The 26,336-nt window shown below is 42.4% G+C and carries 26 protein-coding genes, 1 tRNA gene and 1 pseudogene; 7 read left to right on the plus strand and 21 right to left on the minus strand.

The window, feature by feature from the left end; all coding sequences use genetic code 11:
* A pseudogene (locus AC19MV_RS15950) lies at positions 1–223 on the minus strand (transposase); the annotation flags it as partial.
* A gap of 58 nt (positions 224–281) precedes the next feature.
* Between AC19MV_RS15950 and AC19MV_RS15955 the strand changes: the two are divergent.
* The 6 genes from AC19MV_RS15955 to rimI all read left to right on the plus strand — a co-directional run bounded on the left by AC19MV_RS15955 (position 282) and on the right by rimI (position 4,897).
* On the plus strand, positions 282–581 hold the full coding sequence (locus tag AC19MV_RS15955; RefSeq protein WP_248947891.1) for a transposase: 300 nt from the start codon (positions 282–284) through the stop codon (positions 579–581).
* A gap of 636 nt (positions 582–1,217) precedes the next feature.
* Positions 1,218–1,294 (plus strand) — tRNA-Trp (locus tag AC19MV_RS15960).
* 776 nt (positions 1,295–2,070) lie between these two features.
* Positions 2,071–2,310, plus strand: a complete 240-nt coding sequence (locus AC19MV_RS15965; RefSeq protein ID WP_432399487.1) for a thioredoxin family protein — start codon at positions 2,071–2,073, stop codon at positions 2,308–2,310.
* A gap of 671 nt (positions 2,311–2,981) precedes the next feature.
* Positions 2,982–3,977 carry a permease gene (locus AC19MV_RS15970; protein WP_498308891.1) on the plus strand — a complete coding sequence of 332 codons (996 nt, stop codon included), beginning with the start codon at positions 2,982–2,984 and terminating at the stop codon, positions 3,975–3,977.
* Between the two features lie 106 nt (positions 3,978–4,083).
* Positions 4,084–4,455: a hypothetical protein gene (locus AC19MV_RS15975; protein ID WP_498308786.1), complete on the plus strand. Its 372-nt coding sequence runs from the start codon at positions 4,084–4,086 to the stop codon at positions 4,453–4,455.
* The gene (gene rimI, locus AC19MV_RS15980; RefSeq protein WP_432399485.1) at positions 4,442–4,897 is read left to right on the plus strand and encodes a ribosomal protein S18-alanine N-acetyltransferase; all 456 of its coding nucleotides are present in this window, start codon (positions 4,442–4,444) and stop codon (positions 4,895–4,897) included. The genes AC19MV_RS15975 and rimI overlap by 14 nt, the downstream gene beginning before the upstream one ends.
* A gap of 110 nt (positions 4,898–5,007) precedes the next feature.
* Here rimI and lipA read toward each other — a convergent pair whose 3' ends face one another.
* From lipA to leuS, 14 genes are all read right to left on the minus strand, one after another.
* Positions 5,008–5,973: a lipoyl synthase gene (lipA, locus tag AC19MV_RS15985; protein ID WP_432399484.1), complete on the minus strand. Its 966-nt coding sequence runs from the start codon at positions 5,971–5,973 to the stop codon at positions 5,008–5,010.
* On the minus strand, positions 5,973–6,623 hold the full coding sequence (lipB, locus tag AC19MV_RS15990) for a lipoyl(octanoyl) transferase LipB (protein WP_498308788.1): 651 nt from the start codon (positions 6,621–6,623) through the stop codon (positions 5,973–5,975). The genes lipA and lipB overlap by 1 nt, the downstream gene beginning before the upstream one ends.
* Positions 6,624–6,707: 84 nt before the next feature.
* Positions 6,708–6,974 carry a DUF493 family protein YbeD gene (gene ybeD, locus AC19MV_RS15995; protein ID WP_160054041.1) on the minus strand — a complete coding sequence of 89 codons (267 nt, stop codon included), beginning with the start codon at positions 6,972–6,974 and terminating at the stop codon, positions 6,708–6,710.
* A gap of 137 nt (positions 6,975–7,111) precedes the next feature.
* Positions 7,112–8,323, minus strand: a complete 1,212-nt coding sequence (locus AC19MV_RS16000) for a serine hydrolase (protein ID WP_432399482.1) — start codon at positions 8,321–8,323, stop codon at positions 7,112–7,114.
* Positions 8,324–8,452: 129 nt separating this feature from the next.
* The gene (locus tag AC19MV_RS16005; protein ID WP_498296872.1) at positions 8,453–9,271 is read right to left on the minus strand and encodes a septal ring lytic transglycosylase RlpA family protein; all 819 of its coding nucleotides are present in this window, start codon (positions 9,269–9,271) and stop codon (positions 8,453–8,455) included.
* Between the two features lie 10 nt (positions 9,272–9,281).
* Positions 9,282–10,277: a lytic murein transglycosylase B gene (gene mltB / locus AC19MV_RS16010; protein WP_498308789.1), complete on the minus strand. Its 996-nt coding sequence runs from the start codon at positions 10,275–10,277 to the stop codon at positions 9,282–9,284.
* A 14-nt stretch (positions 10,278–10,291) separates the two neighbouring features.
* A complete protein-coding gene (rodA, locus tag AC19MV_RS16015) occupies positions 10,292–11,413 on the minus strand; it encodes a rod shape-determining protein RodA (protein ID WP_498296874.1) in 1,122 nt (373 codons plus the stop codon).
* Complete coding sequence (gene mrdA / locus AC19MV_RS16020; RefSeq protein ID WP_498308791.1) at positions 11,395–13,251, minus strand: penicillin-binding protein 2; 1,857 nt, start codon at positions 13,249–13,251, stop codon at positions 11,395–11,397. Before mrdA ends, rodA begins: the two co-directional genes overlap by 19 nt.
* A 128-nt stretch (positions 13,252–13,379) precedes the next feature.
* Positions 13,380–13,850, minus strand: coding sequence for a 23S rRNA (pseudouridine(1915)-N(3))-methyltransferase RlmH (gene rlmH, locus AC19MV_RS16025; RefSeq protein WP_432384832.1), 471 nt, complete (start codon positions 13,848–13,850; stop codon positions 13,380–13,382).
* A complete protein-coding gene (gene rsfS / locus AC19MV_RS16030) occupies positions 13,850–14,179 on the minus strand; it encodes a ribosome silencing factor (RefSeq protein ID WP_188955967.1) in 330 nt (109 codons plus the stop codon). The genes rlmH and rsfS overlap by 1 nt, the downstream gene beginning before the upstream one ends.
* A gap of 101 nt (positions 14,180–14,280) precedes the next feature.
* Entirely contained in the window at positions 14,281–14,916 is a 636-nt protein-coding gene (gene nadD, locus AC19MV_RS16035; RefSeq protein ID WP_498308793.1) for a nicotinate-nucleotide adenylyltransferase, read from the minus strand.
* 39 nt (positions 14,917–14,955) lie between these two features.
* Positions 14,956–15,990, minus strand: a complete 1,035-nt coding sequence (holA, locus tag AC19MV_RS16040) for a DNA polymerase III subunit delta (RefSeq protein WP_498308795.1) — start codon at positions 15,988–15,990, stop codon at positions 14,956–14,958.
* Positions 15,990–16,484, minus strand: a complete 495-nt coding sequence (locus AC19MV_RS16045; RefSeq protein ID WP_432399475.1) for an LPS-assembly lipoprotein LptE — start codon at positions 16,482–16,484, stop codon at positions 15,990–15,992. Before AC19MV_RS16045 ends, holA begins: the two co-directional genes overlap by 1 nt.
* A gap of 140 nt (positions 16,485–16,624) precedes the next feature.
* Positions 16,625–19,216, minus strand: coding sequence for a leucine--tRNA ligase (leuS, locus tag AC19MV_RS16050; RefSeq protein ID WP_498308893.1), 2,592 nt, complete (start codon positions 19,214–19,216; stop codon positions 16,625–16,627).
* A 120-nt stretch (positions 19,217–19,336) separates the two neighbouring features.
* Here leuS and AC19MV_RS16055 point away from each other — a divergent pair, with 120 nt between their 5' ends.
* On the plus strand, positions 19,337–19,837 hold the full coding sequence (locus tag AC19MV_RS16055) for a zinc ribbon-containing protein (RefSeq protein ID WP_432399473.1): 501 nt from the start codon (positions 19,337–19,339) through the stop codon (positions 19,835–19,837).
* A 15-nt stretch (positions 19,838–19,852) separates the two neighbouring features.
* Here the strand turns inward: AC19MV_RS16055 and AC19MV_RS16060 are convergent, their stop codons facing one another.
* The 6 genes from AC19MV_RS16060 to miaB all read right to left on the minus strand — a co-directional run bounded on the left by AC19MV_RS16060 (position 19,853) and on the right by miaB (position 25,907).
* Positions 19,853–20,143, minus strand: coding sequence for a DUF6482 family protein (locus AC19MV_RS16060; RefSeq protein ID WP_498308796.1), 291 nt, complete (start codon positions 20,141–20,143; stop codon positions 19,853–19,855).
* 155 nt (positions 20,144–20,298) lie between these two features.
* On the minus strand, positions 20,299–21,861 hold the full coding sequence (gene lnt, locus AC19MV_RS16065; RefSeq protein ID WP_498308798.1) for an apolipoprotein N-acyltransferase: 1,563 nt from the start codon (positions 21,859–21,861) through the stop codon (positions 20,299–20,301).
* 3 nt (positions 21,862–21,864) lie between these two features.
* On the minus strand, positions 21,865–22,743 hold the full coding sequence (corC, locus tag AC19MV_RS16070) for a CNNM family magnesium/cobalt transport protein CorC (protein WP_432399470.1): 879 nt from the start codon (positions 22,741–22,743) through the stop codon (positions 21,865–21,867).
* Positions 22,744–22,789: 46 nt separating this feature from the next.
* The gene (gene ybeY / locus AC19MV_RS16075) at positions 22,790–23,260 is read right to left on the minus strand and encodes an rRNA maturation RNase YbeY (protein WP_498308800.1); all 471 of its coding nucleotides are present in this window, start codon (positions 23,258–23,260) and stop codon (positions 22,790–22,792) included.
* Positions 23,257–24,321 (minus strand): PhoH family protein, encoded by a 1,065-nt coding sequence (locus AC19MV_RS16080; RefSeq protein WP_498308802.1) that lies wholly within the window; start codon positions 24,319–24,321, stop codon positions 23,257–23,259. The genes ybeY and AC19MV_RS16080 overlap by 4 nt, the downstream gene beginning before the upstream one ends.
* 161 nt (positions 24,322–24,482) lie before the next feature.
* Positions 24,483–25,907, minus strand: coding sequence for a tRNA (N6-isopentenyl adenosine(37)-C2)-methylthiotransferase MiaB (gene miaB / locus AC19MV_RS16085; RefSeq protein WP_498308804.1), 1,425 nt, complete (start codon positions 25,905–25,907; stop codon positions 24,483–24,485).
* Positions 25,908–26,336: the final 429 nt, after the last annotated feature.

Here is a 26,336-nt window from a genome sequence, read left to right on the forward strand (position 1 = left end):
CCCTTTCAGGCTCTGCAATAAAGTGATTCCATGCAATTGAGCACTGTTCAACAATATCGTCATATCCACTAAAACAACGATTGGCAAGTTCATTTTGACGAAGCCATTGCCACACTTGTTCTACAGGGTTGAGTTCTGGGTAATAAGGGGGAAGTTTAAGGATACTCAAGTTATCAAAGCCCTCCGTTAGTTTTTGTTGATGCCAACCTGCGCCGTCCATAATGAATCTGTACACCGATATGAGGTAAACTCCTCCTTAATATAATACGGTGTATAAAGTAATGAAATCTCAACCCACTTACTCAACAGAATTTAAAATAGATGCTGCTAATCTCGTGATTAAGCAAGGCTACTCAACAAAAGAAGCTTGTGAGGCCACAGGTGTTGGTCCAACAGCAATAAGGCGTTGGGTGACTCAACTCAGGCAAGAATTTGAAGGTATTACACCATCAGGAAATGCCATCACGCCAGAACAACAGCGCATTCAAGAGCTCGAAGCCAAAATCAAGAAGATTGAATGGGAGAAAGACATCCTAAAAAAGGCTACCGCTCTCTTAATGCAAGACAGCATCAAACGATAGCATTAATTGAATCGTTATCAAGAGAGCAGAACATCGTTAAACAGCTTTGCTGTTTATTTGAAGTGCCCCGTAGTAGCTATCACTATCACCTTAAACATCGTGGTTTAGTGAAACCTGAACGAGCAAGATTACGCCAACAGGCCATCACAATACACCGTGATAGCCGAGGTGCAGCAGGCGCGAGAGCAATAGCAGGCCAGCTAAATTAGTCAGGTGGAAATGTGGGTCGCTATCAAGCGGCGAATCTAATGGAGAGCTTCTGCCTATCAATAGTGAACCCGAGAAACATTATTGTGGTTTAATAAAATCAGTAACCGATAAGAGATAAATGCCCCTTAATATGGTGCATCAAGTCATGATATATTAGGCAGCGTACTCAAAAGTTTTTTAGGTTTATATCAGATATTTAACAAGGTTATTTATCTATGAAGCTCGTGATGCTAAGGTTTCGTCTCAACAGTATTAAGACGCTGAGTGATTCCCCAAAGTATTGGTATTATTGTTAGTTATATTTCAATATCACTTTTTTCTGCTTCAATAAACACGTTAGTTTGCCTGAAAAAACTGCAATTGAGCTGATATATTGAAAAAATGCTTTACCTTTGGGGGCTGTTTTAGCATAATGCACTCGTCAACAGGGGTGTAGTTCCAATTGGTAGAACAGCGGTCTCCAAAACCGATGGTTGCGAGTTCGAGTCTTGCCACCCCTGCCAAATTTAGAAGGCCTAGCAGAAATGCTAGGCCTTTGTCTTTTCCGTAGTTTACTTCAAATTTCCTTTCTTTAAACTGATAAATTCAAGTGATGCAATATTGTTCATCTCTTCTTTGTCAGCAATTTGTTAGTCAAGGCTGCATCAAACATTTATGTACTGTGCAGGATAATACTAAACAAGCACTGTTGGCAGTTTAGTTAATGTTGATACTATCGACATTCGATCTTAAAAATAGTCAAACATGTCGATTAAATCATCTTTCATAAACATGTTTTTTCTGTATGTCGATTGCATCAATATGAACACACAGAAATATCTTTATATCGAAAGTGTAGTTTTTAAGCATGGAATGGCGGCTGGGAAATAAACAAATATCAACTTCTAAATCGCTGCATAGTAAACGAATAAATATAGCCTAAACAAAGAAGCCTACAAGGTCTGCCTATGACCATCTTTTTTAGTGGCTATTAAATTCAGAATTTAATCGGTCGCAATTCACCTATATCCTAATGTGTTGATCCCCTTGTCGATTAGACTTAAGCATAACTGTATTTTGCCGCTATTTTAGTGAGTTTACTCTCTATATCTACCCATTCCCCTTAAACATAGGAGCTTACAGTGGCCCTTGATAACCCTTTACAATACTAGGGTACATTGAGGACTGTTGAATAACTAAATTTAGTAACTGATCACATTAATAGACTGATTTTTGGCTTACTTTTGGTGAGATTATAAAATCGATAATGAGATTTTTTCTTAATCATAGGAGCGGTAAGATGGAAATCAAAATACTTGGTACGGGTTGCACTAAGTGTCAAAAACTCACAGATGCAGCAACTGAAGCTGCAAAGTCATTAAATGTTGATTTTAACGTGTCAAAAGTCACAGATATCGCGCAAATAATGAATTATGGCGTGATGTCTACTCCGGCTCTTGTGGTCGATGACAAGGTTCTATTAAGTGGTCGACTCGCTACCGTTGATGAAATAACTACTTTATTACAAGCGCATGTTTAGCTTTAATTATCTGAATTTCCTTAATTTAAGTCGTTAACCATATTTGACATGGGCACTATATATTCGATTTAGTGCCTCTGTAACAATTAGGCAGGTAAATGAACTGTGATTGTGGCAAACAATACAGGTAGTGACATAACTATGCCGACCTTTAAATAATAGCTCCAGATAATGTTTAAGTTTTTGTGGCAAAATATGCAGCCATCACAAGGCGGCTAAGCTTCCAATTGGTTTGATTTCTCGGGCAAATAGCTGCCAATAATGTTCGCGTAAATCATCGCTTCTTTAATAACTCAAGCGGCTTTACTGCCATCAATTGATAAAGTGCCAACTGATACCGTAGGCAAGTTATTCATGCTTGACGATAACAATGCGACTCAAGAGCCTGCAGCCATAGTTGCAACTCCGAGTCCCTGTTCTGCGTATATACTCGAAAGTAATTAGTTAAATCTGCTTTATGCAGATCGGAAACCACTAAATACATTCCAAGCAAAAAAGCTATTATTTGTCATGCTGCTCCCCGTAATACTTTTTAGTATCAATAATGTTTCAAAAATACGATCTATGACATATGAAATTTCATATGTAAGGCATATAGTATTTTTACCTAATCTCTTCAATGCATAAGCGTGTTGAATACATCTTGCTTACGCTTTTAAGGCGGTCCAATGATGTTGCAAATTTTTTCTGATTTAGCAACGTGGCTCACTTACGGGATATTTAACTTAGATCCCAATACTAAGCTTGCTGACGCGATTCATTTCTTTATTGAAGATACCACTAAGATTTTTGCTCTGCTTTTGCTGATGATTTACGTCATCGCTCTGGTTCGAGCTTCCCTGAATGTTGAACGAGTGAGGGATTACTTAGCCGGTAAAAATCGCTTTGTCGGTTATTTTATGGGCTCGGTTTTTGGTGCGGCAACCCCATTTTGCTCATGTTCGAGCATTCCGGTCTTTCTCGGCTTTACCTCTGCGGGGATCCCCGTGGGGATCACTATGGCATTTCTTATTACCTCGCCATTAATTAACGAAGTGGCTATTTTGCTACTCGTCAGTCTTCTCGGTTGGAAGTTTACTGTTATTTATGTCGCAGTTGGTATGTCGGTTGGCATATTGGCGGGAGCATTTTTAGATGCGATTCATGCCGAGAAATGGTTACAGTCATTTGCCGCCAAAGCGCTTGAAAAAGGTCAGGCACAAACTAATCAGAGTAATAGCGACATAACGCAAACAGCCATGACGTTTGCTCAGCGTCATCAATTTGCTAAAGACGAGACCTTAGATATATTTGGCCGAGTGTGGAAGTGGGTCATTATTGGGGTTGGACTTGGCGCAGCCTTGCACGGTTTTGTTCCTGATGGTTGGATTGAAAACCATTTAGGCAATGGTCAATGGTGGTCAGTACCTGCTGCTGTATTGATTGGTATACCTTTATACTCTAATGCTACAGGGGTTATCCCCGTTATGGAGAGCTTGATTATGAATGGCTTGCCCATTGGTACAACATTAGCTTTTTGTATGGCAACGGTTGCAGCAAGCTTTCCTGAGTTCATTTTACTTAAGCAAGTCATGCAATGGCGATTACTGATCATCGTGTTTAGTATTTTATTGATTTCATTTACCTTAATTGGATGGATATTTAATTTTATCAGTCCGATGTTGTGATCATTTTAAACATTACATGGGCTGATTGCGTGTGATGCGTCTCTTTTTACCGACGCGCTTAGCTGCTATGCTTGGCAGTGAATTAAATTCTAGCAATGAGAGCCTAATGGACCAATCAGCTTTTTTAGATGCGATGAACATTACTCGCTGGCGTAGTGCTGATAAACCAAGTAAACCTTATCTTGTGCTGCATGATCTTGATGCCGATCTTAGCAACCTCACTCTAATGGTTGATGTATTGCGGTTATTGGGCGTAGAGATTGATCTGTGTGAGTTTGACTGTGAAATGGTCAAAGGTCCTCAAGTGGTTTGGGACATGCGTAAAGTTAAAGTTAGGCCGAGAGTGGCGTGGATTGTCAGTGCGCCGTTAAGCGACTTACCTGTAACCCCCCAAGAGAAGCGCCAACTTTGGCTGCAAATCAGCCAGCATCTTGATAAGCAACAAACAGATAAGGGTGAGCGTAATGCACAACACTGAAGCTTATATTCTTTCTGTGCTTAGCCTTGAAGATGTTACAGCAATGGCAAACATTGAAAAGCAATCTCATACTCATCCGTGGACAGAAGCAGGCCTAGCAGACTGTTTTAGCCCCTTATATCGTGCGGTTGGGGTGATGCAACAAGGTGAACTGCTGGGGTTTGCGATTGTGCAGCAAATTATCGATGAAGCGACTTTGCTTGATATTTGTGTTGCGCCAGCTTATCAAGGCCAGGGGCTAGGATTATTACTGATTCGGCACATTTTGAGCGAAGCGAAACAAGCTCAGGCTGTTGTGATGATGCTTGAGGTGCGTGAGTCAAATACTTCTGCTAAAGGTTTGTACGAGAAAGTCGGTTTTAGTGAATCTGGTAGACGCAAAAACTATTACCAAACCAGTGATGGCAATGAAGATGCTATTTTGATGGATAAAGCTTTATAAGCTTTATTTATCCTTACTCTTGTCTTTTACTTGATATTGCAGATATAAAAAAACAGCGCTTGAGCGCTGTTTTTTATTGGTCAAAAAAGGTTATTTACCCTGATCTCGGGCTATTTAACTTCTTTACCCTGAGCTTGTAAGTCTGCATGGTAGCTTGAGCGTACCAAAGGTCCACAAGCTGCATGGGTGAATCCAATGCTATCAGCCAGCGCTTTTAACTCATCAAATTCTGCAGGTGGCACGTAACGCTCAACTGGTAAGTGGAATTTAGATGGTTGTAAGTATTGGCCTAGCGTAAGCATTTCGACGTTATGCGCACGAAGATCATGTAATACTTGCGCGATTTCTTCGTTAGTTTCACCCAGACCCATCATTAAGCCCGACTTAGTCGGTACATTTGGATGACGCTCTTTAAAGCGTTTGAGTAAGTCTAATGACCACTGATAGTTAGCACCTGGACGTGCTTTACGATAATGCGCAGGCGCTGTCTCTAAATTGTGGTTAAACACATCTGGTGGCTCAGTCGCTAAGATGTCTAACGCAGCGTCAATACGGCCGCGGAAATCAGGCACTAGAATTTCGATTTTGATTTCAGGGTTCAATAAGCGGATTTCACGGATACAATCAGCAAAATGTTGCGCGCCGCCATCACGTAAATCATCACGGTCTACTGAGGTGATAACCACATACTTAAGCTTCATATCTCTGATGGTTTCAGCTAACTTTACTGGCTCTTGTGCATCAGGCTTTAATGGACGGCCATGGGCAACGTCACAAAATGGACAACGACGGGTACAAATAGCGCCTAAAATCATAAAGGTCGCCGTACCGTGATTAAAGCATTCTGCTAAGTTAGGGCATGATGCTTCTTCACAAACAGAATGTAATCCATTTTTACGAAGTGCTGCTTTTATATCAAGAATACGTTGATTCGACGCCGGTAACTTTACACGTAACCAATCTGGTTTACGTAACATCGTTTCGCGCTCAGATGGCACGACTTTGACAGGAATTCGCGCGACTTTTTCAGCATCACGCAATTTAACACCTGGTTGTAATCTTTCAGGCCTATTCATTATTCTGCTAATCCTTGATGATGTACAAGTTGTTGATAGCCCATAATTTGGCTAAAGGTTTGGATTAATTTATCACCGGCAATTAGCACGGTTTGCGGTCCACCTAAGGCTTTACATTGCACCATTTCTAAACCGGCATAACCACACGGATTAATACGTTGAAACGGCGCTAAATCCATGTCGACATTGAGTGCTAAACCATGGAATGAACAACCTTTACGAATACGCAGCCCTAAAGAAGCAACTTTTCTTTCGTTTACATACACGCCAGGTGCATCGGCTTTAGCATAAGCTTCGATATTATATTGGCCCAGCATATCAACAATACTTTGCTCAATATTGTTAACCAATTGGCGCACGCCTATTTTATTACGTTTGATATCAATAAGTGGATATACCACTAACTGGCCTGGACCGTGATAGGTGACTTGGCCGCCACGATCTACCTGAATAACGGGGATGTCGCCTGGGTTAAGGATATGCTCGCTTTTACCTGCTTGGCCTTGGGTAAATACTGGCGAGTGCTCAACAATCCATAATTCATCCTGGCTGTTTGAGTCTCGGGTGTCAGTATATTCCTGCATAGCATGCCAAATCGACTCGTAGTCTTGCATGCCTAAATGGCGAATGTGCAGTGTATTTGCTTGCAAGGGCAACGTCTCCCCTAGGTAAATGGTATGAGTAATTCCTGAGTATTATACTCAAGTTTTACGCAAATGCTGACTCTATTTGAGTTACAGTACGCGTTTTACACCGTCAATTGCGGCAAGATCGATATACGCTTTTTCGATGTGTTCTTTACTGGTAACGGTAATACGGATTGTGACCGAATAGTAACTGCCTTTGCTTGATGCTTTTACTGTTGGTACATAATCACCAGGTGCAAGTTGTTGTGCTACTGCGACAACGCGGTCAGCAAGTGTGTCATCGGCATCACCAATCACTTTGAATGGACATGAATTAGGAAATTCCATTACTTGGTCAAAAGTTGTATCTAACATTGGCTACTCAATTGGGTTGGCTATGACTTAAATATGGTGGCGATTATACCCGATTCAAGTCTTATCGACCTGAAAAAATTAAAGTCGCAAAAATGCGACTTTAATTTGTTGATTCAAATGTGGTTTACAAAACCGAGTTATTCGAACCAGCCAGCAAACATTTGCTTAAAGTAATCCATTAGCTTACTAAACCAGCTGCCTTCTTCAACAGCGTTTAATGTCACTAGCGGGTATTGAGCAATATCCTGACCATCAAGTTGGAAATATACCCGGCCTACAGTTTCGCCTTTAGCGAGTGGTGCTGTTAACTCTTTAGTTAATTCAAAGTTAGCTTGTAAATCTTTCGCTTTACCACGGTTGATGGTGATTGGCGTGTCAGTCATTACACCCAAATCAACGGTTGCTCTGTCACCATACCAAATATTTTGGGTAACAAAAGTATCACCAGCTTTGTAAGGGGTAATCGTTTCAAAAAAGCGGAAACCGTAGTTAAGCAGTTTTTTACTTTCCGCTTTACGTGCAGACTCGCTTGCTGTGCCCATTACGACCGTAATTAAACGCATACCTTCGCTAGTACCAGATGATACGAGGTTATAACCTGCGCCAGAGGTGTGTCCGGTTTTAATTCCGTCAACATTTAAGCTTTTATCCCACAATAAGCCGTTACGGTTGTACTGTTTAATACCGTTGTAAGTAAACGATTTTTCAGAATATACACGGTACTCTTCTGGTACATCACGAATAAGTGCTGCGCCTAATAAAGCCATGTCGTACGCGGTAGTTTTATGATTGTCTGAATCTAAACCATGTGAGTTTTCAAAATAACTGTCTTTCATGCCCAATTGCTTGGCCCATGAGTTCATTAAGTCAACAAATGCACCTTCGGTACCTGCGATGTGTTCAGCCATCGCCACACACGCATCGTTGCCAGATTGAATAATAATACCGCGGTTTAAGTCGTGTACTTTGACCGTTTTACCCACTTCAATAAACATCTTCGATGAGTCTGGGAAGTTTTTTGACCAGGCATTTTTGGTGATGATGACATCGTCATCTAATGAAATATTACCTTCACGAACTTCATGACCAATCACATAACTTGTCATCATTTTGGTCAAGCTGGCTGGGTTTAAGCTTTCGTAAGCATTTTCTTCTGCGATAACTCGGCCAGAATTATAATCCATTAACACATAAGCTTTAGCCGCAACGCTTGGCGCATCTGGGGTTACCATCGGAGCGCGATTGGGTGTAGGACGCGGATCTGGTTGCGGGGTAGCAGCAAGAGAAGAAAAAGACACTACTGATGCAAAAAGCATTGAAGTGAGTTGAGCGGTCTTAAAAGTCATCATGAATTAGGCACGTCTCTGGTTAGTCGAAGAAAAGACAAAAAATCAATTTTAATAATTGTTAATGATTATACATGAGTAGACAACCATTTCGCATTAAGGTTCTTTCATTCTCGGTGAATCATCACCTTGTTAAGGCACAATAAAGCTTTGCGGATAACCTTCAGCTTGCAATTTATCGAGCAACTTATTGGTTAAATGAATTTGCTTAACTGGCCCAAGTTGTAATCGGTGAATACCATTCGATGAGCTTACTCGTGAGGACACTGAATATTTATTTTCAAGTTGTCTTGCAAGCATGTTCACGCGTAATTTGTCTTTTGAGGCGGCGACTTGAATAAAATGGTTGTCGTTATCTTTTAAATCACTGATGACTCGTTGCTCAGGCGATGGCACATAAACGGTTTCGATTGCTACTCGCGCAGTCCCTTTTGCCAGCATGCCTAGGTGGTAAGCACCAGCGTATGATAAGTCGATAACACGGCCGTCATGAAACGGGCCTCTATCGTTCACTCGAACAATAATTTGCTTATTGTTGTCTAAATTAGTGACTTTAACATAGCTCGGTAATGGTAAGTTTTTGTGTGCGGCAGACATGGTGTACATGTCATATGTTTCACCATTTGACGTTAAATGGCCATGAAACTTTGAACCATACCAAGAGGCATGGCCTTGCTCTTTAAAGCCTTTACCCGAATCGAGTACCTTATAACTTTTGCCTAACACGGTGTAATCGCGATTACCTTGGCGGCTGTATGGTTCATATTTAGGTTGGGCATTTTTAACCAGGCTCACATCTGGCGCATCATCAGGGTAGCGATCGTCAGCCATTTGGTAACGACTTTTACTGCCTGCTTTTTTAGTTGGACTGCTGCTGTCATTGGACGAGCAACCAAAAAGCAAGACGCTACAACACGCAGCGAACAAAATATGGCGAAAAGATATTTGCATGTTGATTTACCTAGCGTTGATAGTGAGCATTAAGCTGCTGGCTAAATTGATAAACCGCCATGGCGTAAAGTGGGCTTCTGTTATATCGGGTAATGACATAAAAGTTTTTAAGTCCTAGCCAATATTCCGCATTGTCTGGCTGATCTAACTTTACTAATAATGCTTTTTGCGATGCATCAATATCTTGATTATTCGCTAAGCTCAGACTTGGGCTGAGAATGTCAGACACCTTATAGTGGAGCTTTTCTTTGGTCCAAACTTTAGCTTTAGGTGCTTGGTTTGAGGTGTGGTTGAGCAACAACGCTACCGGTTGACCTTTTTGCCAGCCATGTTGATGGAAGTAATTTGCCACACTGCCAATGGCATCGGCTTTGCTGGTTAATAAATCTCTTCTGCCATCACCATCAAAATCGACAGCGTAATGACGATAGCTTGAAGGGATAAACTGACCGTAACCCATCGCGCCAGCATAAGAGCCTTTTAAGGTGCTGTTATCGAGCTTTTCTTCTTTAATGAGCGCCATTAAATTAGCGTATTCGCTACGGAAAAATGTTGCGCGAGGTGGGTAATAAAAGCCTAAAGTGTATAACGCATCTTGTACACGGTGGTTGCCCATGTATCCGCCGTAAAAGGTTTCAATCCCAATAATGGCAACAATAATTTGTGGGTCTACGTTAAATTTCTCGGCAGCTTTACTGATCACCGCATGGTTTTCTTTCCAAAATGCTAAGCCTTTTTCTAAACGCTTATCGGTAAGAAAAATAGGGTAATACTGATGCCAAGGTTTGGCTTCCCAAGGTTTTGTCATGGCGTCGATGATGCTTTGGTCAAATGTTGACGTTGATAAAAACTGTTCAACATCTGCCTGACTGGTACCTTTACTGACTTGTTCTTTTACAAACGCGTTTTTGAGTGTTTGTGGATCATTATCTGTCGCTGCATTAGCATGTAAAAAAACACTGCAAAGCAATGTTAGGCTGGCGATTTGTACTGTGATTTTAGCCATCTTTACTGTAGTTCCTATCTGTCGACAAATCGTCTATGTGTTTGAATGCTCATTAAAATACCAAACCCAGTCATTAAGGTTAGCATGGAGGTTCCGCCATAACTAATCAGTGGGAGTGGTACGCCAACTACGGGCAGAATACCCGATACCATACCAATATTAACAAAAACGTATACAAAAAATGTCAAAGTAATGCTGCCCGCTAAAAGCCGTGCAAAGCTAGTTTGCGCTTGCGAGGCAATAATGAGCCCTCGACCAATCACAAATAAATACATTGAAAGTAAAAGTAAGCTACCAATTAAACCAAACTCTTCACCGATCACTGCAAAGATAAAGTCGGTGTGGCGCTCTGGTAAGAACTCTAATTGTGACTGAGTTCCATTAAGCCAACCTTTACCCCAAAGACCGCCAGAGCCAATCCCAATTTTTGATTGAATAATATGATAACCCGCGCCGAGCGGATCTTGCTCTGGATTAAACAAGGTTAATACCCGAGTACGTTGGTAGTCGTGCATTAAGAAAAACCACAGCACTGGCAAAAACAATAACACTGCAGTCACAGCGCCACCGACAATGAGCCAACTCATTCCTGACATAAACAGCACAAATACACCCGATGCAGCGACCAGAATAGAGGTGCCTAAGTCGGGCTGTTTAGCAATAAGTAAGGTGGGAATTAGTAATATCACCACGCCGCCAGCAAGGTAACGCTTTTTAGGCGGTAATGGGAATTTACTGATGTACCAGGCCATCGTGATTGGGAAGGCTAATTTGATCAGCTCTGATGGCTGAAACTCCATAAACCCAAGATTTAACCATCGTTGTGCTCCTTTATTAATGGTGCCAAATAACTCGACTCCCACTAATAGCACTACCCCGGCCAAATAAATCGGTAATGCCCAGCGTCTCAATATTTCAGGGTTAATTTGCGCAAAACAAAACATAACTCCAAGCGATAAGGTCATACGCACTAATTGGCGTTCCATCATTGCTGGGTCTTCGCCACTGGCTGAATAAATCACAAATAAACCGAATAGCATAAGCACTAAAATGCCACTGAGTAGCGGCACATCTATGTGTATCTTTTGCCAAAATGACTGTTGGTGTGGATGATTATTCAAGGTTTGATGGCCCATTCGTCACGTAAAATATACTCATCGAGTAATGCTCTTGCTAATGGGCCTGCGTTCGCGCCACCCCAGCCAGCATTTTCTAATACCACGGCTAATACAATGCGTGGGTTTTCGTAGGGTGCATAAGCAATAATCAATGCGTTATCGCGAAGGTGTTCTGCGATGGTATCGGCATTGTACTTTTGGTCTTTGGCGACACTGAATACCTGAGCGGTACCGGTTTTCATTGCCGCGGTGTAAGTGGCATCTGTAAAACGCGATTTGTCTGCGGTTTGACGCATTGCTTCATTTATGATGTCCCAATTGCGCTCATTTTTAAGTTTAATTGGTGCTTGCTCATCAATGGGTGTGTCAATTTTTACGGTATTGTTTTTAAAAGATTTTAACAAGTGTGGCGTAAAACGTTTACCTTTATTGGCCATGATCGCTGCCGCGTTAGCTAATTGCAGTGGTGTAGATGTCCAATAACCTTGACCAATACCGACAGAAATCGTGTCGCCATTATACCAAGGCTGGTTATAACGCATGCGTTTCCAATCCCTTGACGGCATAACGCCGTCAGACTCTTCAAATATATCAATGCCGGTACTTTTACCAAAGCCAAACGGCTCCATAAACGTGGCCATTTTATCAATACCGACCTTATAGACTAAGTCGTAGAAGAAAATATCACATGAATCTACGATGGCATGGTACACATCGACCCAACCATGACCCCATTTTTTCCAGTCGCGCCATTTACGCTCAACACCGGGCATTTGCCAGTAACCTGGATCCCATACTCTTGTGCGTTCGTTAATGATTTTCTCTTCTAACCCGAGTAAAGCCACATGCGGTTTAATGGTTGATGCGGGAGAGTATTGTCCTTGAGTAGAGCGGTTTATCAATGGGCGCGATTTATCATTTAATAAGTCGGCATACGCTTTACCGCTAATGCCATGCACAAATGGATTTGGGTCGTATGATGGGCTTGAAACCATCGCCAGTACGCCGCCATCGCGAGGATCGATGGCTACAACAGAACCACGGCGTCCGGCGAGTAATTCCATGGCCTTTTGCTGTAGTTTTAAGTCTAAGGTTAAGTAAATATCTTGCCCAGGAAGTGGTGGGGTGACTTTTAAAGTGCGGATCACTCGGCCACGGTTATTGACCTCTTCTTCAAGGTGGCCTGGAATGCCATGGAGTAAACCTTCATAGTATTTTTCAATGCCTTGTTTACCAATATCTTTGGTGGCCGCGTAGTTTTTCCATTGCTGGCTTTTTTCAAGTTGCGCTTTATCGCGGGTGTTAATTTTACCTACGTATCCAAGGACATGAGTCATGAGTTCGTTGTAAGGATAGTGACGCTTTAAGCCTGCTTCGACGTAAATACCAGGAAACTTATATTGGTTAACGCTGAAGGTTGCTACTTGCTCTTCAGTTAGTTTGTTTTTAATGGTTAACGGCTTGAATCGTCTATGAAACTTCAGTGTTTCGGTGATATTTTCACGTTCATCTGGTGTGAGTTCAATGAGTTTGTTGAGCTCATCTAACGTTACATTAATGTCTGATACTTTTTCAGGGATTAGTTCAAGCGAATAATACGGCTGGTTTTCAGCTAACAGCACACCATGACGGTCGTAAATGAGTCCGCGACTGGGAGCGGTAGGTACTACACGGATGCGGTTGTCATTTGAACGCGTTTCGTAGTCTTTATAAGACACAACTTGTAGATGATAAAGATTGGAAAAAAGCACACAAAGTAGTGCAAAAACGCAGAGGAATGTAAAGAATGCACGACGTTTAAACAACGCAGCTTCTGCGGCGTGATCATGCATGGTAATGCGCTTTTTTGGCGACACTTATGCTTTCCCCGTCGTTATTAAATGGAAGGTTAAATAAAAAGAATCACTTTAGCAGCTGATGAATATGAAAAAAAGAGTTGCATGATAATCATTATCGATAAGCCTAATTAACGGTTCGACTAAGCTTATTCTCTGTGATACGGATGGTTGTTGTTTATGCTCCATGCGCGGTAAAGGCTTTCTGCAACAATAACCCTGACCAAAGGATGCGGTAGGGTTAAGGCCGATAAACACCAGCTTTGGTTGGCCGCCTCTTTACAAGCAGGTGAGAGTCCTTCTGGGCCACCAATCAGTAAGCTGACATCTCTGCCATCTAATTGCCACTTTGTCATTTGCTCAGCGAGTTCGGGGGTTACCCAATTTTTGCCAGGTAAATCTAAGCTAACAATATGGTTACCTTTGGCTACCGCCGCTAGCATTAATTCGCCTTCTTTATGTAAAATTCGGGCGATATCTGCATTTTTTCCGCGTTTACCCGCAGGGATTTCGATAAGTTCCAAAGCCATATCTCTTGGAAAACGGCGTTGATATTCTTCGAAACCTCGGGTAACCCAGTCAGGCATTTTGGTGCCAACGGCAATAAGCTGTAACTTCATTAGGCGCTGTGTTCAGACCACAGTTTTTCAAGCTCGTAATAAGCACGAGTTTGTTCTTGCATGACATGCAAAATAACTGAACCTAAATCAACCAGTACCCATTCGCTGCTGTCACGACCTTCAACACCAAGAGGCTGTTCGCCAGCGTCTTTAGCTGACACGACAACATGCTCTGCGATAGAACGAACGTGAGTTTTTGATGTACCAGTACAGATGATCATTGTGTCTGTAATGGTTGACTGTTTAGACACGTCTAAAACAGTAATGTTTTTTGCTTTTAAATCATCGATTTTATCGATAACGAAATCTTTTAGCTCGGTGCCTTGCACGCGATGTACCTCATTAGTAAAAATTAACGGAGTATTATACTCAAATTCACTGTGAATGCGCAATTAAGCTTATTTAATCCACGGTAAATTAATCTTTTGAGTTATCGATAAAGCTGGTGCTGTTCAATATAGTCGCGTGTCGATGGATGTAATACGGATTGGGTGTCGGCGTTTAGCTGTAATCGCTGGCGGATTTCTGTAGAGGAAATATCAATAAGCTGACTGTTTACACTGAATATTTTACCGTGTTTAGTCCGGTGTGATTGATTTGCATCGTTGATGGTAGCTTGCCTAAATAGCAGTTCCTTGGCCATTTCGCTGTGGGCGTCCATAGTCCATCCAGGGCGCTGACATAATGCAATGTGACACAATGAAAACAGCGATTGCCATTGATGCCATAGCGGCAACTGGATAAATGAGTCCATTCCCATAATAAAAAAGAACTCATGTTGTGGGTATTGTTGGGTCAATAAGGTCAGGGTGGTGACACTATAGGAAGTGGTGTCTCGATTGATTTCGATATCGCATAATTGAAACTCAGGGTAATGCTGACACACAAGCTTGACCATCTCAAGGCGATGAAAGCTGCTGACCATAGTAGTATTTTTATGGGGTGGAATATGGTTTGGCATTAACCAGACTTGGTCTAAATTGAGTTGCTGTTTGACGTCTAAGGCTGGATTGATATGTCCTAGATGGATGGGGTCAAAGGTGCCGCCCAATATACCAATTCGCATGTATAGTCCTTCCTTGTAGGTAAATCCAGTCGGTTAACTCTAATCAGTTAACTCGATGTGAGCCAATCTATTGTGGGCGCGTGGATCAAACAAAATGCAAAAATGGCTTAAGCCAATCCAGTCTTCGATGCCTTTTTGTTTCAGGTTTAACTCAAGTTTTGAGGCAAAAGCGAGCATGTGTTCGATATGGTCAAGGTCTAACCGTGTCAGTGCGGCTTGATACAGGGGTTTACGTTTATCCCAAATTCGATATTTGCCCCACAATTGATTCAGTTGTTCGCCATTATGTTGGGCAAGTTTGAGTGTCAGCAGTAAATTAATCTCTTTAAATAATGCCCACATCAAAATAGGCATAGCAGTCCCTTCAGCTTGTAACTGTGACAGCATGTGCTGGGCCTGTTTTTGATGGTTTGCCAATATGGCATCACACAATTGAAACACGCTAAAACGAGATTGGTCTTCAAAATATTCGCTGAGTTGCTCTGGCGTAATATTTTGCTTCGGGCTAAGCAGTTGCAGCAATTGCATGGCTTGTTCAGCTGCGAGTAAATTACCCTCAAATAACGTAAACAACATGGCTTTGGCATCATGATGCACTGTGAGCTCATAATGGGTAATTCGTACGTCTAACCAACGCTCAAATTGTTTACCCTCAGGTGTGGTACACGGTAAATAGATACCTTTAGCGTCGAGCGATTTAAACCATTTGCTGTTGGTTTGTTCTGCACTGGCCTTAGGGCCTTGCACAATTAATAACATATCTGGATTAGGATGTTGTAACAGGGATTGAAATGCCGCAGCTCCGTCGGTGCCGGGTTTACCTTGTGGCAGGGTTAATTCTATTATTCGCCTGCTAGCAAATAAACTCATGGCTTGCCATTCTTGGGTTAAATCTCCCCAATTGAAACCGGTCTCCTGGCTGAGCTGAACACGCTCTTCAAAACCTTGTTTTTTAGCTGCTGCTAAAATTTGCTGCTTACTATTTTCAATCAACCAAGGGTCATCGCCAAACAATAAAAAACAATTAGGTAAGTTTTTTAAGTGTTGTTTTAGTTGATCGGGGTACACCCGCATTATTGCGCTCCAATTGATGCCAGGGTTTGAATAATGTAGTCGGCTGCTTGCACTCGCATTTCTTTTAACAACAATTCCATTTCGCGACTTTTGGCCAATGCGGTACGTGGATCGTCTTGATAATCACGGCGGATTTCGGTGTCAAACTCTTGTGGTTCTTCTCCCGGTAGCGTAACCGAGTAATGGACGACATAAATAAGTTCGTATTCTGCCACGTTACCGGTTGGATACAGTGACAAGGTGGCACGTTCTAATGTGTCAGTAATTAATCGCAAGGTCGGCGTTTTTTCTGCTGCATCAACAAGGCTAATACGGTTGATGCGTAATCGGTCGCGCACCAAGCGGGTTAATTCGCTGTACTCATCGCTACTACTTAAATGTAACTCGGCTAATTCTGCTGGAATAGAGTAACTGCGTTGCAGTTTAAAGCCACAACCAGCACTCGTCAGTAGTACCATTGTCATTATGGCTAAACAGATATTTTTGGCTAGCATAGTGAGGGGAGGCATCCTTGTATATTGACATGGTTAACATAAATAACTTACCGCTATAAGGTAAGTTATTTTACTGCTAATAATATTACAACCTGTGAGAGTTGCTCACTCTCACAGGGTATTGCTGTAGTGGTTAAGGATTAATTAGCCACAATGCTTAACAGTTTGCCTGGCACGTAAATCACTTTACGTATGCTTAAGCCTTCAGTGTGTTTTTGTACATGTTCGTCACTCATACCTAATGCTTCAACATCTTCTTTAGATGCGTCTGCCGCTACGGTGATTTTTGCACGTACCTTACCGTTAACTTGAACCACAATCAGTTTACTGTCTTCAACTAATGCAGACTCGTCAACTTCTGGCCAGCGGCTGTCTTCGATGTTGCTTTGGTTCCCGAGTTCTTTCCACACGGTAAAGGCAATGTGCGGCACGATTGGGTAAAGTAAGCGTGTCACTGCAGAAAGCGCTTCAGCAAGCAAGGCACGATCTTGTGCGCTTTCTTGTGGTGCTTTTAGCAAATGATTCATCAATTCCATTACTGAGGCAACGGCGGTGTTAAACATTTGACGACGCGCAATGTCATCGCTGACTTTCGCTATCGTTTTGTGTAGTTCACGACGAAGGGCTTTTTGATCAGCATTTAACTTGCTGGTATCAAGTGCTTCTGTTGGGCCAGCAGCAACATGGTCGCTTGCCAATTTCCAGAAACGCTTAATGAAGCGGTGTGCTCCTTCAACGCCAGACTCTTGCCACTCAAGTGTTAGCTCTGGAGGCGATGCAAACATCATGAATAAACGGACGGTGTCAGCACCGTACTTTTCGACCATCACTTGCGGGTCGATACCGTTATTTTTTGACTTTGACATCTTGCTCATGCCGGTGTAAACCAGCTCATTGCCTTGACTGTCTACGGCTTTAAGAATACGGCCTTTATCGTCTTTTTCTTCTACAGTAACATCTAAAGGTGACACCCAAACTCGGGCACCTTTTTCGTTGGTATAGTAGTAGGCGTCTGCCAGTACCATGCCTTGAGTTAATAACTGTTTAGCCGGTTCGTTGCTGTTCACTAACCCTGCGTCACGTAATAACTTGTGGAAGAAGCGGAAATACAACAAATGCATACAGGCGTGTTCGATACCGCCAATATACTGATCTACAGGTAACCAGTAGTTCGCTTTAGCTGGGTCTAACATTTCATCTGCATGAGGGCTACAGTAACGTGCGTAGTACCAAGATGATTCCATAAAGGTATCAAAGGTATCTGTTTCACGGGTTGCTGGCTGACCGTTGACTGTGGTTTCGGCCCAAGCCTTGTCAGCTTTAATTGGACTTTGAATGCCATCCATTACCACATCTTCTGGCAGAATGACGGGTAATTGGTCTTCAGGTGTAGGTACCACAGTGCCATCAGCAAGGGTAACCATTGGAATTGGTGCGCCCCAATAACGCTGACGAGAAACACCCCAGTCGCGTAAACGGTAGTTTACTTGACGTTTACCTTTGCCTTCTGCGGTTAATCTAGCATCAATGGCTTCAAAAGCAGCTTGAAAATCTAAACCGTCTAACTCAGCGAATGCATCGCCTGAATTAAACACCACACCTTTTTCGGTGTACGCTTCTTTGCTAACGTCTACGTCGCCATCTACTGGCTTAATGACCGCTTCAATAGCCAAGTTGTATTTAGTCGCAAATTCATAATCGCGTTGATCATGAGCAGGCACTGACATTACCGCACCCGTGCCGTAATTCATTAATACAAAGTTAGCGACCCAAATTGGCACAAGTTTACCCGAAATTGGGTGAACAGCTTGCAAGCCAGTTGCAACGCCTTTTTTCTCCATTGAGGCCATCGCAGCTTCAGTGGTGTCAGCGTTTTTACATTCTTCTAAAAACTCAGCTAATTGCGGATTGTTTTCAGCAGCTTGTATTGCAAGTGGATGACCTGCTGCAATGGCAACATAAGTCACGCCCATTAATGTATCTGGACGGGTGGTATAGATATCAAAGCTGTGGTCACGGTCAGCAACGTCAAAGGTCATTTCGATACCTTCACTGCGGCCAATCCAGTTACGTTGCATCGCTTTAACCTGTTCAGGCCAGCCATCTAACGTATCGATGTCGTTTAACAATTCTTCTGCGTAGTCAGTGATTTTAATAAACCACTGTGGAATTTCTTTCTGTACCACTTCTGTGTCACAACGCCAGCAACAGCCGTCTTGTACTTGCTCATTCGCCAGTACCGTTTCGTCGTTTGGACACCAGTTTACAGATGATGTTTTTTTGTAAACTAAGCCTTTTGCATACAACTGAGTGAAAAACCACTGTTCCCAACGATAATACTCAGGCGTACAGGTGGCAATTTCACGGCTCCAATCATAACCAAAACCTAATAACTTAAGTTGGTTCTTCATGTAGTCGATGTTTTCGTAAGTCCACGGTGCTGGAGAGGTCTTGTTATTGATCGCGGCATTTTCAGCTGGCAGACCAAATGAGTCCCAACCAATCGGTTGCAAAACATTTTTACCTTGCAAACGTTGATATCGTGCTACAACATCACCTATGGTGTAGTTACGAACGTGGCCCATGTGAAGACGGCCTGAAGGATACGGAAACATAGAAAGACAATAGAATTTCTCTTTGCTTTCATCTTCAGTGACTTCAAAGGTTTTATGTTCTTGCCAGTGCTTTTGCACTAAGGCTTCAATTTCTGAGGGATTATATTGTTCTTGCATCAATCTATTTCCGGCCATGCCGCCCATTGTTTGATCTAACGCTCAACAGCGCGATTTATAACTGCATAGAATAAACCAGAAGTGATCTATTAAAAAGGTGCGTATTAAGGAGTATTACTTATGAGTGGAAAAAGTTCAGCACTATTAGCCTTATATCAATCATTATTCGAACAGGTTAAAACCAAGTTCGATCAAGATAACTCATTGACTGCTAAAAGTTTGTTTAAGTCAGTCACTCAAGGAAAAGCATATCTAAAACTAAAATCAAATGCCGATGAAGAAGAGTTAGCCTTAGTAGAAGAATTTTTAAAGCGAGACATAGCAGAGTTCTTAAGTGAGAAAAATGCCGATAATTTAAGTTTTAGCCCGATGGTGATCGGGATTGAAAATACATTATGGCAATGGCTCAGTGAAATTACAGACCGTAGCCAAGTGGAGTGGCATGAGTTATTACAAGATTTTAAGCATCATGGTGTGTACAAATCAGGGGAAATCATTAACCAAGGTAAGTTGACATGCAATAAGTGTGGTCACGAAATGCAAATCGATTTTCCTGGTGTTATCCCCGATTGCCCTAAATGTGATTATGATGAGTTTTCACGTGAACCACTGACACCATAATCATCCATTGTTAGCTTAAAACTCGACTCGGTAACGGCAATGTTGTGTGCTGCTGTTACCGATCATTTCATCATACGCCGTTTGGATTTGTATCATGGCGTAATGTATCCCTTGCTGTTTAAGCAACACTTCCGCTTGTGCAATTGAATTAAGATTCATTAATTGACCTGTTTTATCACGAGCACTTTTAAAGTTACCTTGCTCATCTTCTATTCCAAGTAAGTAATGATTTGAATCGGCATAACTGATAATGGTTGGATGAAGCGTTTGCTGAGTGATGGCTAGCTTGATTTCAGACAGTTGCATAGTAACCTCCATTTGTTGTGTAAGAGTTATTACGATGCCTAGATGGATGTAGTTCAATATTTAACCGATGATTAACAGGAAGGTAAAATTTAAGATAAAAAAATAGGCTACCTCAATGAGATAACCTATTTATCGTAGATGTTCATTTATGCAGATTATTTACGAAGATAATTTGCCACACCCATAAATAACAATAAGCTGCATAAAATGAGCAAAGGTAATTGGCCTATTTTTCTAAACCAGGTTTCACCTTTATAAAGCGCAACATTAGCAACCAGCACGCCTGTTTCAAATTGCGGAATCGCATCGGTAATACGGCCATGGGGGTCAACGACAGCGGTGACGCCATTATTAGTACCACGTAATAAAGGTTTACCCATTTCGATAGCGCGCATCTGGGCTATTTCCATGTGCTGTAATGGCCCGTTAGATGCGCCAAACCAGGCATCGTTTGAAACCGTTAGTAACATGTCTGTTTGATTGGTCACGCTTGCTCTTACTTGCTCCGGAAAGACAATTTCGTAGCAAATGGCTGGGGCAATTTGATATCCCACCGCGGTAAGGTTTTTTTGAGTGAAGTCACCTCGTTGAAACGATGACATCGGTAAATTAAAAAACGGTGCGATGGGGCGAAGTAAGTCACCAAAAGGTACAAATTCACCAATAGGCAGTAAATGATGTTTTTTAAACTCATTTGTGCCATTACTCTGGTAATCAGCACTTGGTTGCTGCTTTTGATTGTGGTTACCCAATACAATTAGCGAGTTATAAAAATCTTGTTGCTGGTGGCTAATAATACCGGTAATGATGGCCGTGTTATTGATGTTGGCGACTTGGTTGGCATTAGCCAAAAAGTCTTCAACCATGGCTTCTGGTGCAGGAATTGCCGCCTCTGGCCAAATGACAATATCAACGCTTGATGTCTCATCAAACTGGGCGCGAGTGAGATCCATGTATTTCAACATTGTTGGCCACAGCGCATCTGGTTCCCATTTCATGCTCTGGGGAATGTTACCTTGCACTAAGGCGACTTTGACGGATTTACCGCTTGGCGCTATAGGGTTTAACTGTGGTGCAGCCCACGCGCTTAACACCAGAATGGGGATAATAATTAATACAGGCAATATACGCTTTTGCGTGAGTAACATTAATGCACCCGCGACGAGGGCAACAATAAAACTTAGCCCGAGAGCGCCAATAAAGCTGGCCAGTTCGCTCAATGGCCCAAGCGTTTGGCTGTAACCTGCCCATATCCACGGAAACCCAGTTAATACCCAACCTCTTAGCCACTCAGTTAATACCCATAATGCAGGGAACAAGCCTAAATAGGTTAAATATGGGGATAACGCGTGTTTACGTGTGTTAGATAATTTATTGAGTAAATACCCACAAACAGCAGGATAAATGGCTAAATAAAGTGCCAAAATGGCCATCAATGTCATGGATACTACAATCGGCATGCCGCCAAAGGTATCAATACTCACATGTACCCAACTGATGCCCACGACAAAACAACCAAAGCCAAAACTAAGCCAGTAATACAGGCTTTGTTTCGCATTTAAAGATTGGCTTTGCCATAGTGCGAAAGTCAGTGCGAGTGGGAATGCGGCCCATATTTCGTATGGTGCAAAAGATAATGCAGTGCTGGCGCCAACAATAAATGCTGTCACCAGACTGACAATACTCAAAGATGAGTATATAAATTGATTTTTAAACACGATTTAGTTGTCGAATTCTTCGCTGGTATTTGGGTCGGGTAGCTTAACACGAAGTTGCACTAAACGGCGGTTATCTGCGTTGATGACTTTGAATTCGATATTGTTGATAACAATACTTTCATTACGCTCAGGTAAATGGCCGAAAGCGTGTGAGACTAAACCACCCACGGTATCGAACTCTTCATCGCTAAAGTTAGTGCCGCACGCTTCGTTAAAATCATCAATTTCGGTTAATGCTTTAACCATAAACACGGTGTTACTGAGCTTTTTGATTTCAGTGTCTTCCACTGAATTGTGGTCAAATTCGTCTTCAATTTCGCCGACAATTTCTTCCAAAATATCTTCAATGGTGACAAGACCCGATACGCCGCCGTATTCATCAACCACTATGGCCATATGATAACGTTGTGAACGAAACTCTTTGAGTAATACATCAACACGCTTACTTTCTGGTACCACCACTGCAGGGCGGATAACTTGAGAAAGTGTGAAAGGTTCGTCAGATTGCTTAAAACCGTATTTGATTAAATCTTTGGCAAGTAAAATGCCTTCGATATGGTCTTTATCTTCGTTGACGACAGGGAAGCGAGAATGACCAGATTCCATGACTATTTGTAGAAATTCATCGACGGTCGAATCTATTTGAATGGTTACTATTTGTGACCGCGGGATCATGATGTCGCGCACACGCAGGTCGGAAACCTCTAATACACCTTTAATCATTTCGCGGGTGTCTTCGGTTATCAGGTCGCGCATTTCAGCGCCTGCAATGACGTCGACTAAGTCTTCGCGATTTTGAGGTTCGCCCTGAAATAATTGGTTGATTTTATCGAACCAGCTTCTCTTGTGGGCGTTTGTACTCGGGGGGATATCGTCACTCATAATATTTTTCTAAACAGGGGCTATCTATCAGATATACCTCGTTTATTTATGCTTCCTTATAGGGGTCTGAAAAACCTAAGCCTTCAACAAGTTGGGTCTCTAATGACTCCATCTCATCGGCTTCCTCGTCGATAATATGGTCATAGCCCAGCAAATGCAAGCAGCCGTGTATGACCATGTGCGCCCAGTGGGCGTTTAAGGGTTTATTTTGCTCGCTTGCTTCTTGCTCGACAACCGCCGCACAAATCACTAAATCACCTAAAAGTGGGAGTTCGACTTCTGGTGGCGCTTCAAATGGAAACGACAATACGTTAGTGGGTTTGTCTTTGCCGCGATAAGTCTTGTTAAGCTGTTGGCTTTCGGCAATCTCAACCACTCGAATAGTAAGTTCAACTTTATCCATGGTTTGGCCAATAGCAGTGCGAACCCAGGTTTCAAACTCTGCTTGAGTTGGAATCGCTGCGTTGTCGACGGCAATTTGCAGGTCAAGATCTAACAATATGGCTTGTTGGCTCATTGCCCTGGTTCCTGTTTTTCTTGTTGTTGACGTTTTTGCTCGCGCTCACGATAAGCTTGCTCTTTTGCTGCTTTTTCGATTTGCTCTTGTTGCTCGAATGCTTCATAAGCTTCAACGATACGAGCCACCACTGGGTGACGCACAACATCCTGGGCGATAAAGAAATTAAAGCTGATTTCAGGCACTTCACTCAAGACTTCAATGGCATGACGCAAACCCGATTTTTGGCTGCGGGGTAAATCGATTTGAGTAATGTCACCGGTAATGACTGCGCGTGAATTAAAACCTATACGGGTTAAGAACATTTTCATTTGTTCTACCGTGGTATTTTGTGCTTCATCTAAAATGATAAATGCATCATTAAGTGTACGGCCACGCATGTAGGCGAGTGGTGCAACTTCAATCACGCCGCGTTCAATGAGTTTTTCGACCTTTTCAAAGCCCATCATTTCAAACAGGGCATCATAAAGTGGACGTAAATATGGGTCGACTTTTTGGCTTAAGTCGCCAGGTAAAAAGCCAAGTTTTTCACCGGCTTCAACCGCAGGGCGTGTCAGTAAAATACGGCGCACTTCTTGGCGTTCATAAGCATCTACTGCGGCGGCAACGGCTAAATAGGTTTTACCCGTACCGGCAGGGCCAATACCAAAGCTGATGTCGTGGCGAGTAATGTTATGCATGTACACGCTTTGATTAGGCGTGCGCGGCTTAATGACGCCACGCTTCGTTTTAATGTGTACGCTGCTGTCATCGTTGTCTTGCGCAGCTTCAAGATTAATGGCTTCTTGAATGGCTAAATGCACGAGTTCTGGCTCTAAGTCAGGTGTGCTGCCCTTAACGGTTTGAGTTTCGATATACAGTTGGCGTAATAAATTATTAGCATTTAGCGCGTTACGCGGTAACCCGACAATAGTGAAGTGATTATTTTTATGAATAATCTCAACGCCTAAGCGACGTTCAAGTTGTTTGATATTGTCGTCAAATGGGCCACATAATGAGGCTAAACGGCGGGTATCTGAAGGTTCTAGATACAAGTTCATGGTCGTGACTTTAGTGGTCAAATAATGCTCCAGTGTTTAGTCGGTAACAACAAAAAATAAAGAGACGGTGTGATGATCACAGTTTACGAGTGTCTTTATTGAATTACCATAATATGACGAATTTTAGGCAAAATTAAAGGCGGACTAGCCGCCTTTATTATAGCGCTGAAACCCAATCAGATTTATGGCTTGTAGTGGGTTACACCTAAAGCGTCATCTTGTTTGTGTTTAGCTAAAATATCAGACGGACGTAAACTGCGACGCAGATCCATTTCATTTTCGCCACGAATAAATTCGCCACGCAATGAGTTGGTGTACACGTCAACAATTTTCACATCAACAAAACTGCCAATGTGAGTGTGCGGCGCTTCAAAGTTCACCACACGACTGTTTTCAGTACGACCGCGAAGCTCCATTGGATTCTTTACTGAAGGCCCTTCAACTAAAATACGTTGCACAGTGCCTAGCATGTGGCGGCTGTAACGCATTGCTTGTTGGGTAATTCGGTCTTGTAAAATCGCTAAACGCTGCTTCTTTTCCTCGTCGCTGACATTATCTGGCAAATCAGCCGCAGGCGTGCCTGGACGGGCGCTGTAGATAAAGCTAAAGCTGTGATCAAACGCGACATCTTCAATAAGCTTCATGGTGTCAGCAAAATCATCTGCTGTTTCGCCCGGGAAGCCAATAATAAAGTCAGAACTGATTTGAATGTCAGGACGTGCCTTACGTAAACGACGAATGATTGACTTGTATTCAATGGCCATGTGGCCACGCTTCATTTGCGTTAAAATACGGTCAGAACCAGACTGTACCGGTAAATGTAAGAAGCTGACTAATTCAGGCGTGTCTTCGTACACATCAATAATGTCTTGGGTAAATTCAATCGGGTGGCTGGTGGTAAAGCGTAAACGATCGATACCGTCAATTGAGGCGATTAAACGCAACAATTCTGCAAAGGTGCAGATTTCATCGTCGTGAGTCGCACCGCGATAGGCATTAACGTTTTGGCCAAGCAAATTCACTTCGCGAACGCCTTGAGCCGCTAATTGAGCCACTTCAAGAATAATGTCATCTAATGGACGACTTACTTCTTCGCCGCGAGTATAAGGCACTACGCAGAAAGAACAGTATTTGCTACAACCTTCCATAATCGATACGAACGCAGTAGGGCCGTCAGCACGAGGTTCTGGTAAACGGTCAAATTTTTCAATTTCAGGGAAACTGATATCGATAACCGCTTTTTCGCCACGTTGGATCTGTTCGATCATCTCAGGTAAGCGATGTAAGGTTTGTGGACCAAAAATAATGTCGACGCATTGAGCGCGATCTTTAATGGCTTTACCTTCTTGCGAAGCTACACAGCCACCAACCCCAATAATTAAATTAGGATTTTTGTCTTTTAAAGTTTTCCAACGCCCTAGCTGATGGAAAACCTTCTCCTGTGCTTTTTCACGAATAGAGCAAGTATTAAGCAGCAATACGTCTGCTTCGCTCGCGTCTTCGGTCAAGGTATAGCCTTGATAGTCGTCTAATAAATCAGCCATCTTAGATGAGTCGTACTCATTCATCTGACAGCCCCAGGTTTTAATATGAAGTTTTTTACTCATCAGTGCTCGCCGGTAAACAACAGTAAAAATAGCGCGATATTTTACCTGTTGTAAGGCGCTCTGGCTAGCACTAGTGCAAGTTTCGCTCGTTTAGCGGTAAAGTATTTGATAACCCTAAAAACTGTAATGTTTTAAGCCGTCGGATAAAACAGTCTGTTTATGTTTATTAACGTCATGTTTAAGCAGTATATATTGACGTTATAGCGACATGATTAAAAGTTGGCTTAGGGCTAAATCACGATTAACGCAGTGCACCCTTTCCGTGGTTTATGGATATAGGGCATAATCAATCGTATACAAATGGGTTTGTAGAGTTCGATGACGTAAGCTTAAACATTATCCTGGTTGCCACTTTATCGTCGTTAGCTCGCTTTTTGCGCGATGTCGCAAGATAAGGTACTCATACGGCAAATCACTAATCGATTAGGC

Source organism: Shewanella sp. MF05913 (assembly GCF_059758095.1).

Coding starts and splice junctions, on each gene's coding strand:
- AC19MV_RS15955 (WP_248947891.1), top strand. CDS start 282: ATGAAATCTCAACCCACTTACTCAACAGAATTTAAAATAGATGCTGCT.
- AC19MV_RS15965 (WP_432399487.1), top strand. CDS start 2,071: ATGGAAATCAAAATACTTGGTACGGGTTGCACTAAGTGTCAAAAACTC.
- AC19MV_RS15970 (WP_498308891.1), top strand. CDS start 2,982: ATGTTGCAAATTTTTTCTGATTTAGCAACGTGGCTCACTTACGGGATA.
- AC19MV_RS15975 (WP_498308786.1), top strand. CDS start 4,084: ATGGACCAATCAGCTTTTTTAGATGCGATGAACATTACTCGCTGGCGT.
- rimI (WP_432399485.1), top strand. CDS start 4,442: ATGCACAACACTGAAGCTTATATTCTTTCTGTGCTTAGCCTTGAAGAT.
- lipA (WP_432399484.1), bottom strand. CDS start 5,973: ATGAATAGGCCTGAAAGATTACAACCAGGTGTTAAATTGCGTGATGCT.
- ybeD (WP_160054041.1), bottom strand. CDS start 6,974: ATGTTAGATACAACTTTTGACCAAGTAATGGAATTTCCTAATTCATGT.
- AC19MV_RS16000 (WP_432399482.1), bottom strand. CDS start 8,323: ATGATGACTTTTAAGACCGCTCAACTCACTTCAATGCTTTTTGCATCA.
- AC19MV_RS16005 (WP_498296872.1), bottom strand. CDS start 9,271: ATGCAAATATCTTTTCGCCATATTTTGTTCGCTGCGTGTTGTAGCGTC.
- mltB (WP_498308789.1), bottom strand. CDS start 10,277: ATGGCTAAAATCACAGTACAAATCGCCAGCCTAACATTGCTTTGCAGT.
- rodA (WP_498296874.1), bottom strand. CDS start 11,413: ATGGGCCATCAAACCTTGAATAATCATCCACACCAACAGTCATTTTGG.
- rlmH (WP_432384832.1), bottom strand. CDS start 13,850: ATGAAGTTACAGCTTATTGCCGTTGGCACCAAAATGCCTGACTGGGTT.
- nadD (WP_498308793.1), bottom strand. CDS start 14,916: ATGCGAATTGGTATATTGGGCGGCACCTTTGACCCCATCCATCTAGGA.
- holA (WP_498308795.1), bottom strand. CDS start 15,990: ATGCGGGTGTACCCCGATCAACTAAAACAACACTTAAAAAACTTACCT.
- AC19MV_RS16045 (WP_432399475.1), bottom strand. CDS start 16,484: ATGCTAGCCAAAAATATCTGTTTAGCCATAATGACAATGGTACTACTG.
- leuS (WP_498308893.1), bottom strand. CDS start 19,216: ATGCAAGAACAATATAATCCCTCAGAAATTGAAGCCTTAGTGCAAAAG.
- AC19MV_RS16055 (WP_432399473.1), top strand. CDS start 19,337: ATGAGTGGAAAAAGTTCAGCACTATTAGCCTTATATCAATCATTATTC.
- AC19MV_RS16060 (WP_498308796.1), bottom strand. CDS start 20,143: ATGCAACTGTCTGAAATCAAGCTAGCCATCACTCAGCAAACGCTTCAT.
- corC (WP_432399470.1), bottom strand. CDS start 22,743: ATGAGTGACGATATCCCCCCGAGTACAAACGCCCACAAGAGAAGCTGG.
- ybeY (WP_498308800.1), bottom strand. CDS start 23,260: ATGAGCCAACAAGCCATATTGTTAGATCTTGACCTGCAAATTGCCGTC.
- miaB (WP_498308804.1), bottom strand. CDS start 25,907: ATGAGTAAAAAACTTCATATTAAAACCTGGGGCTGTCAGATGAATGAG.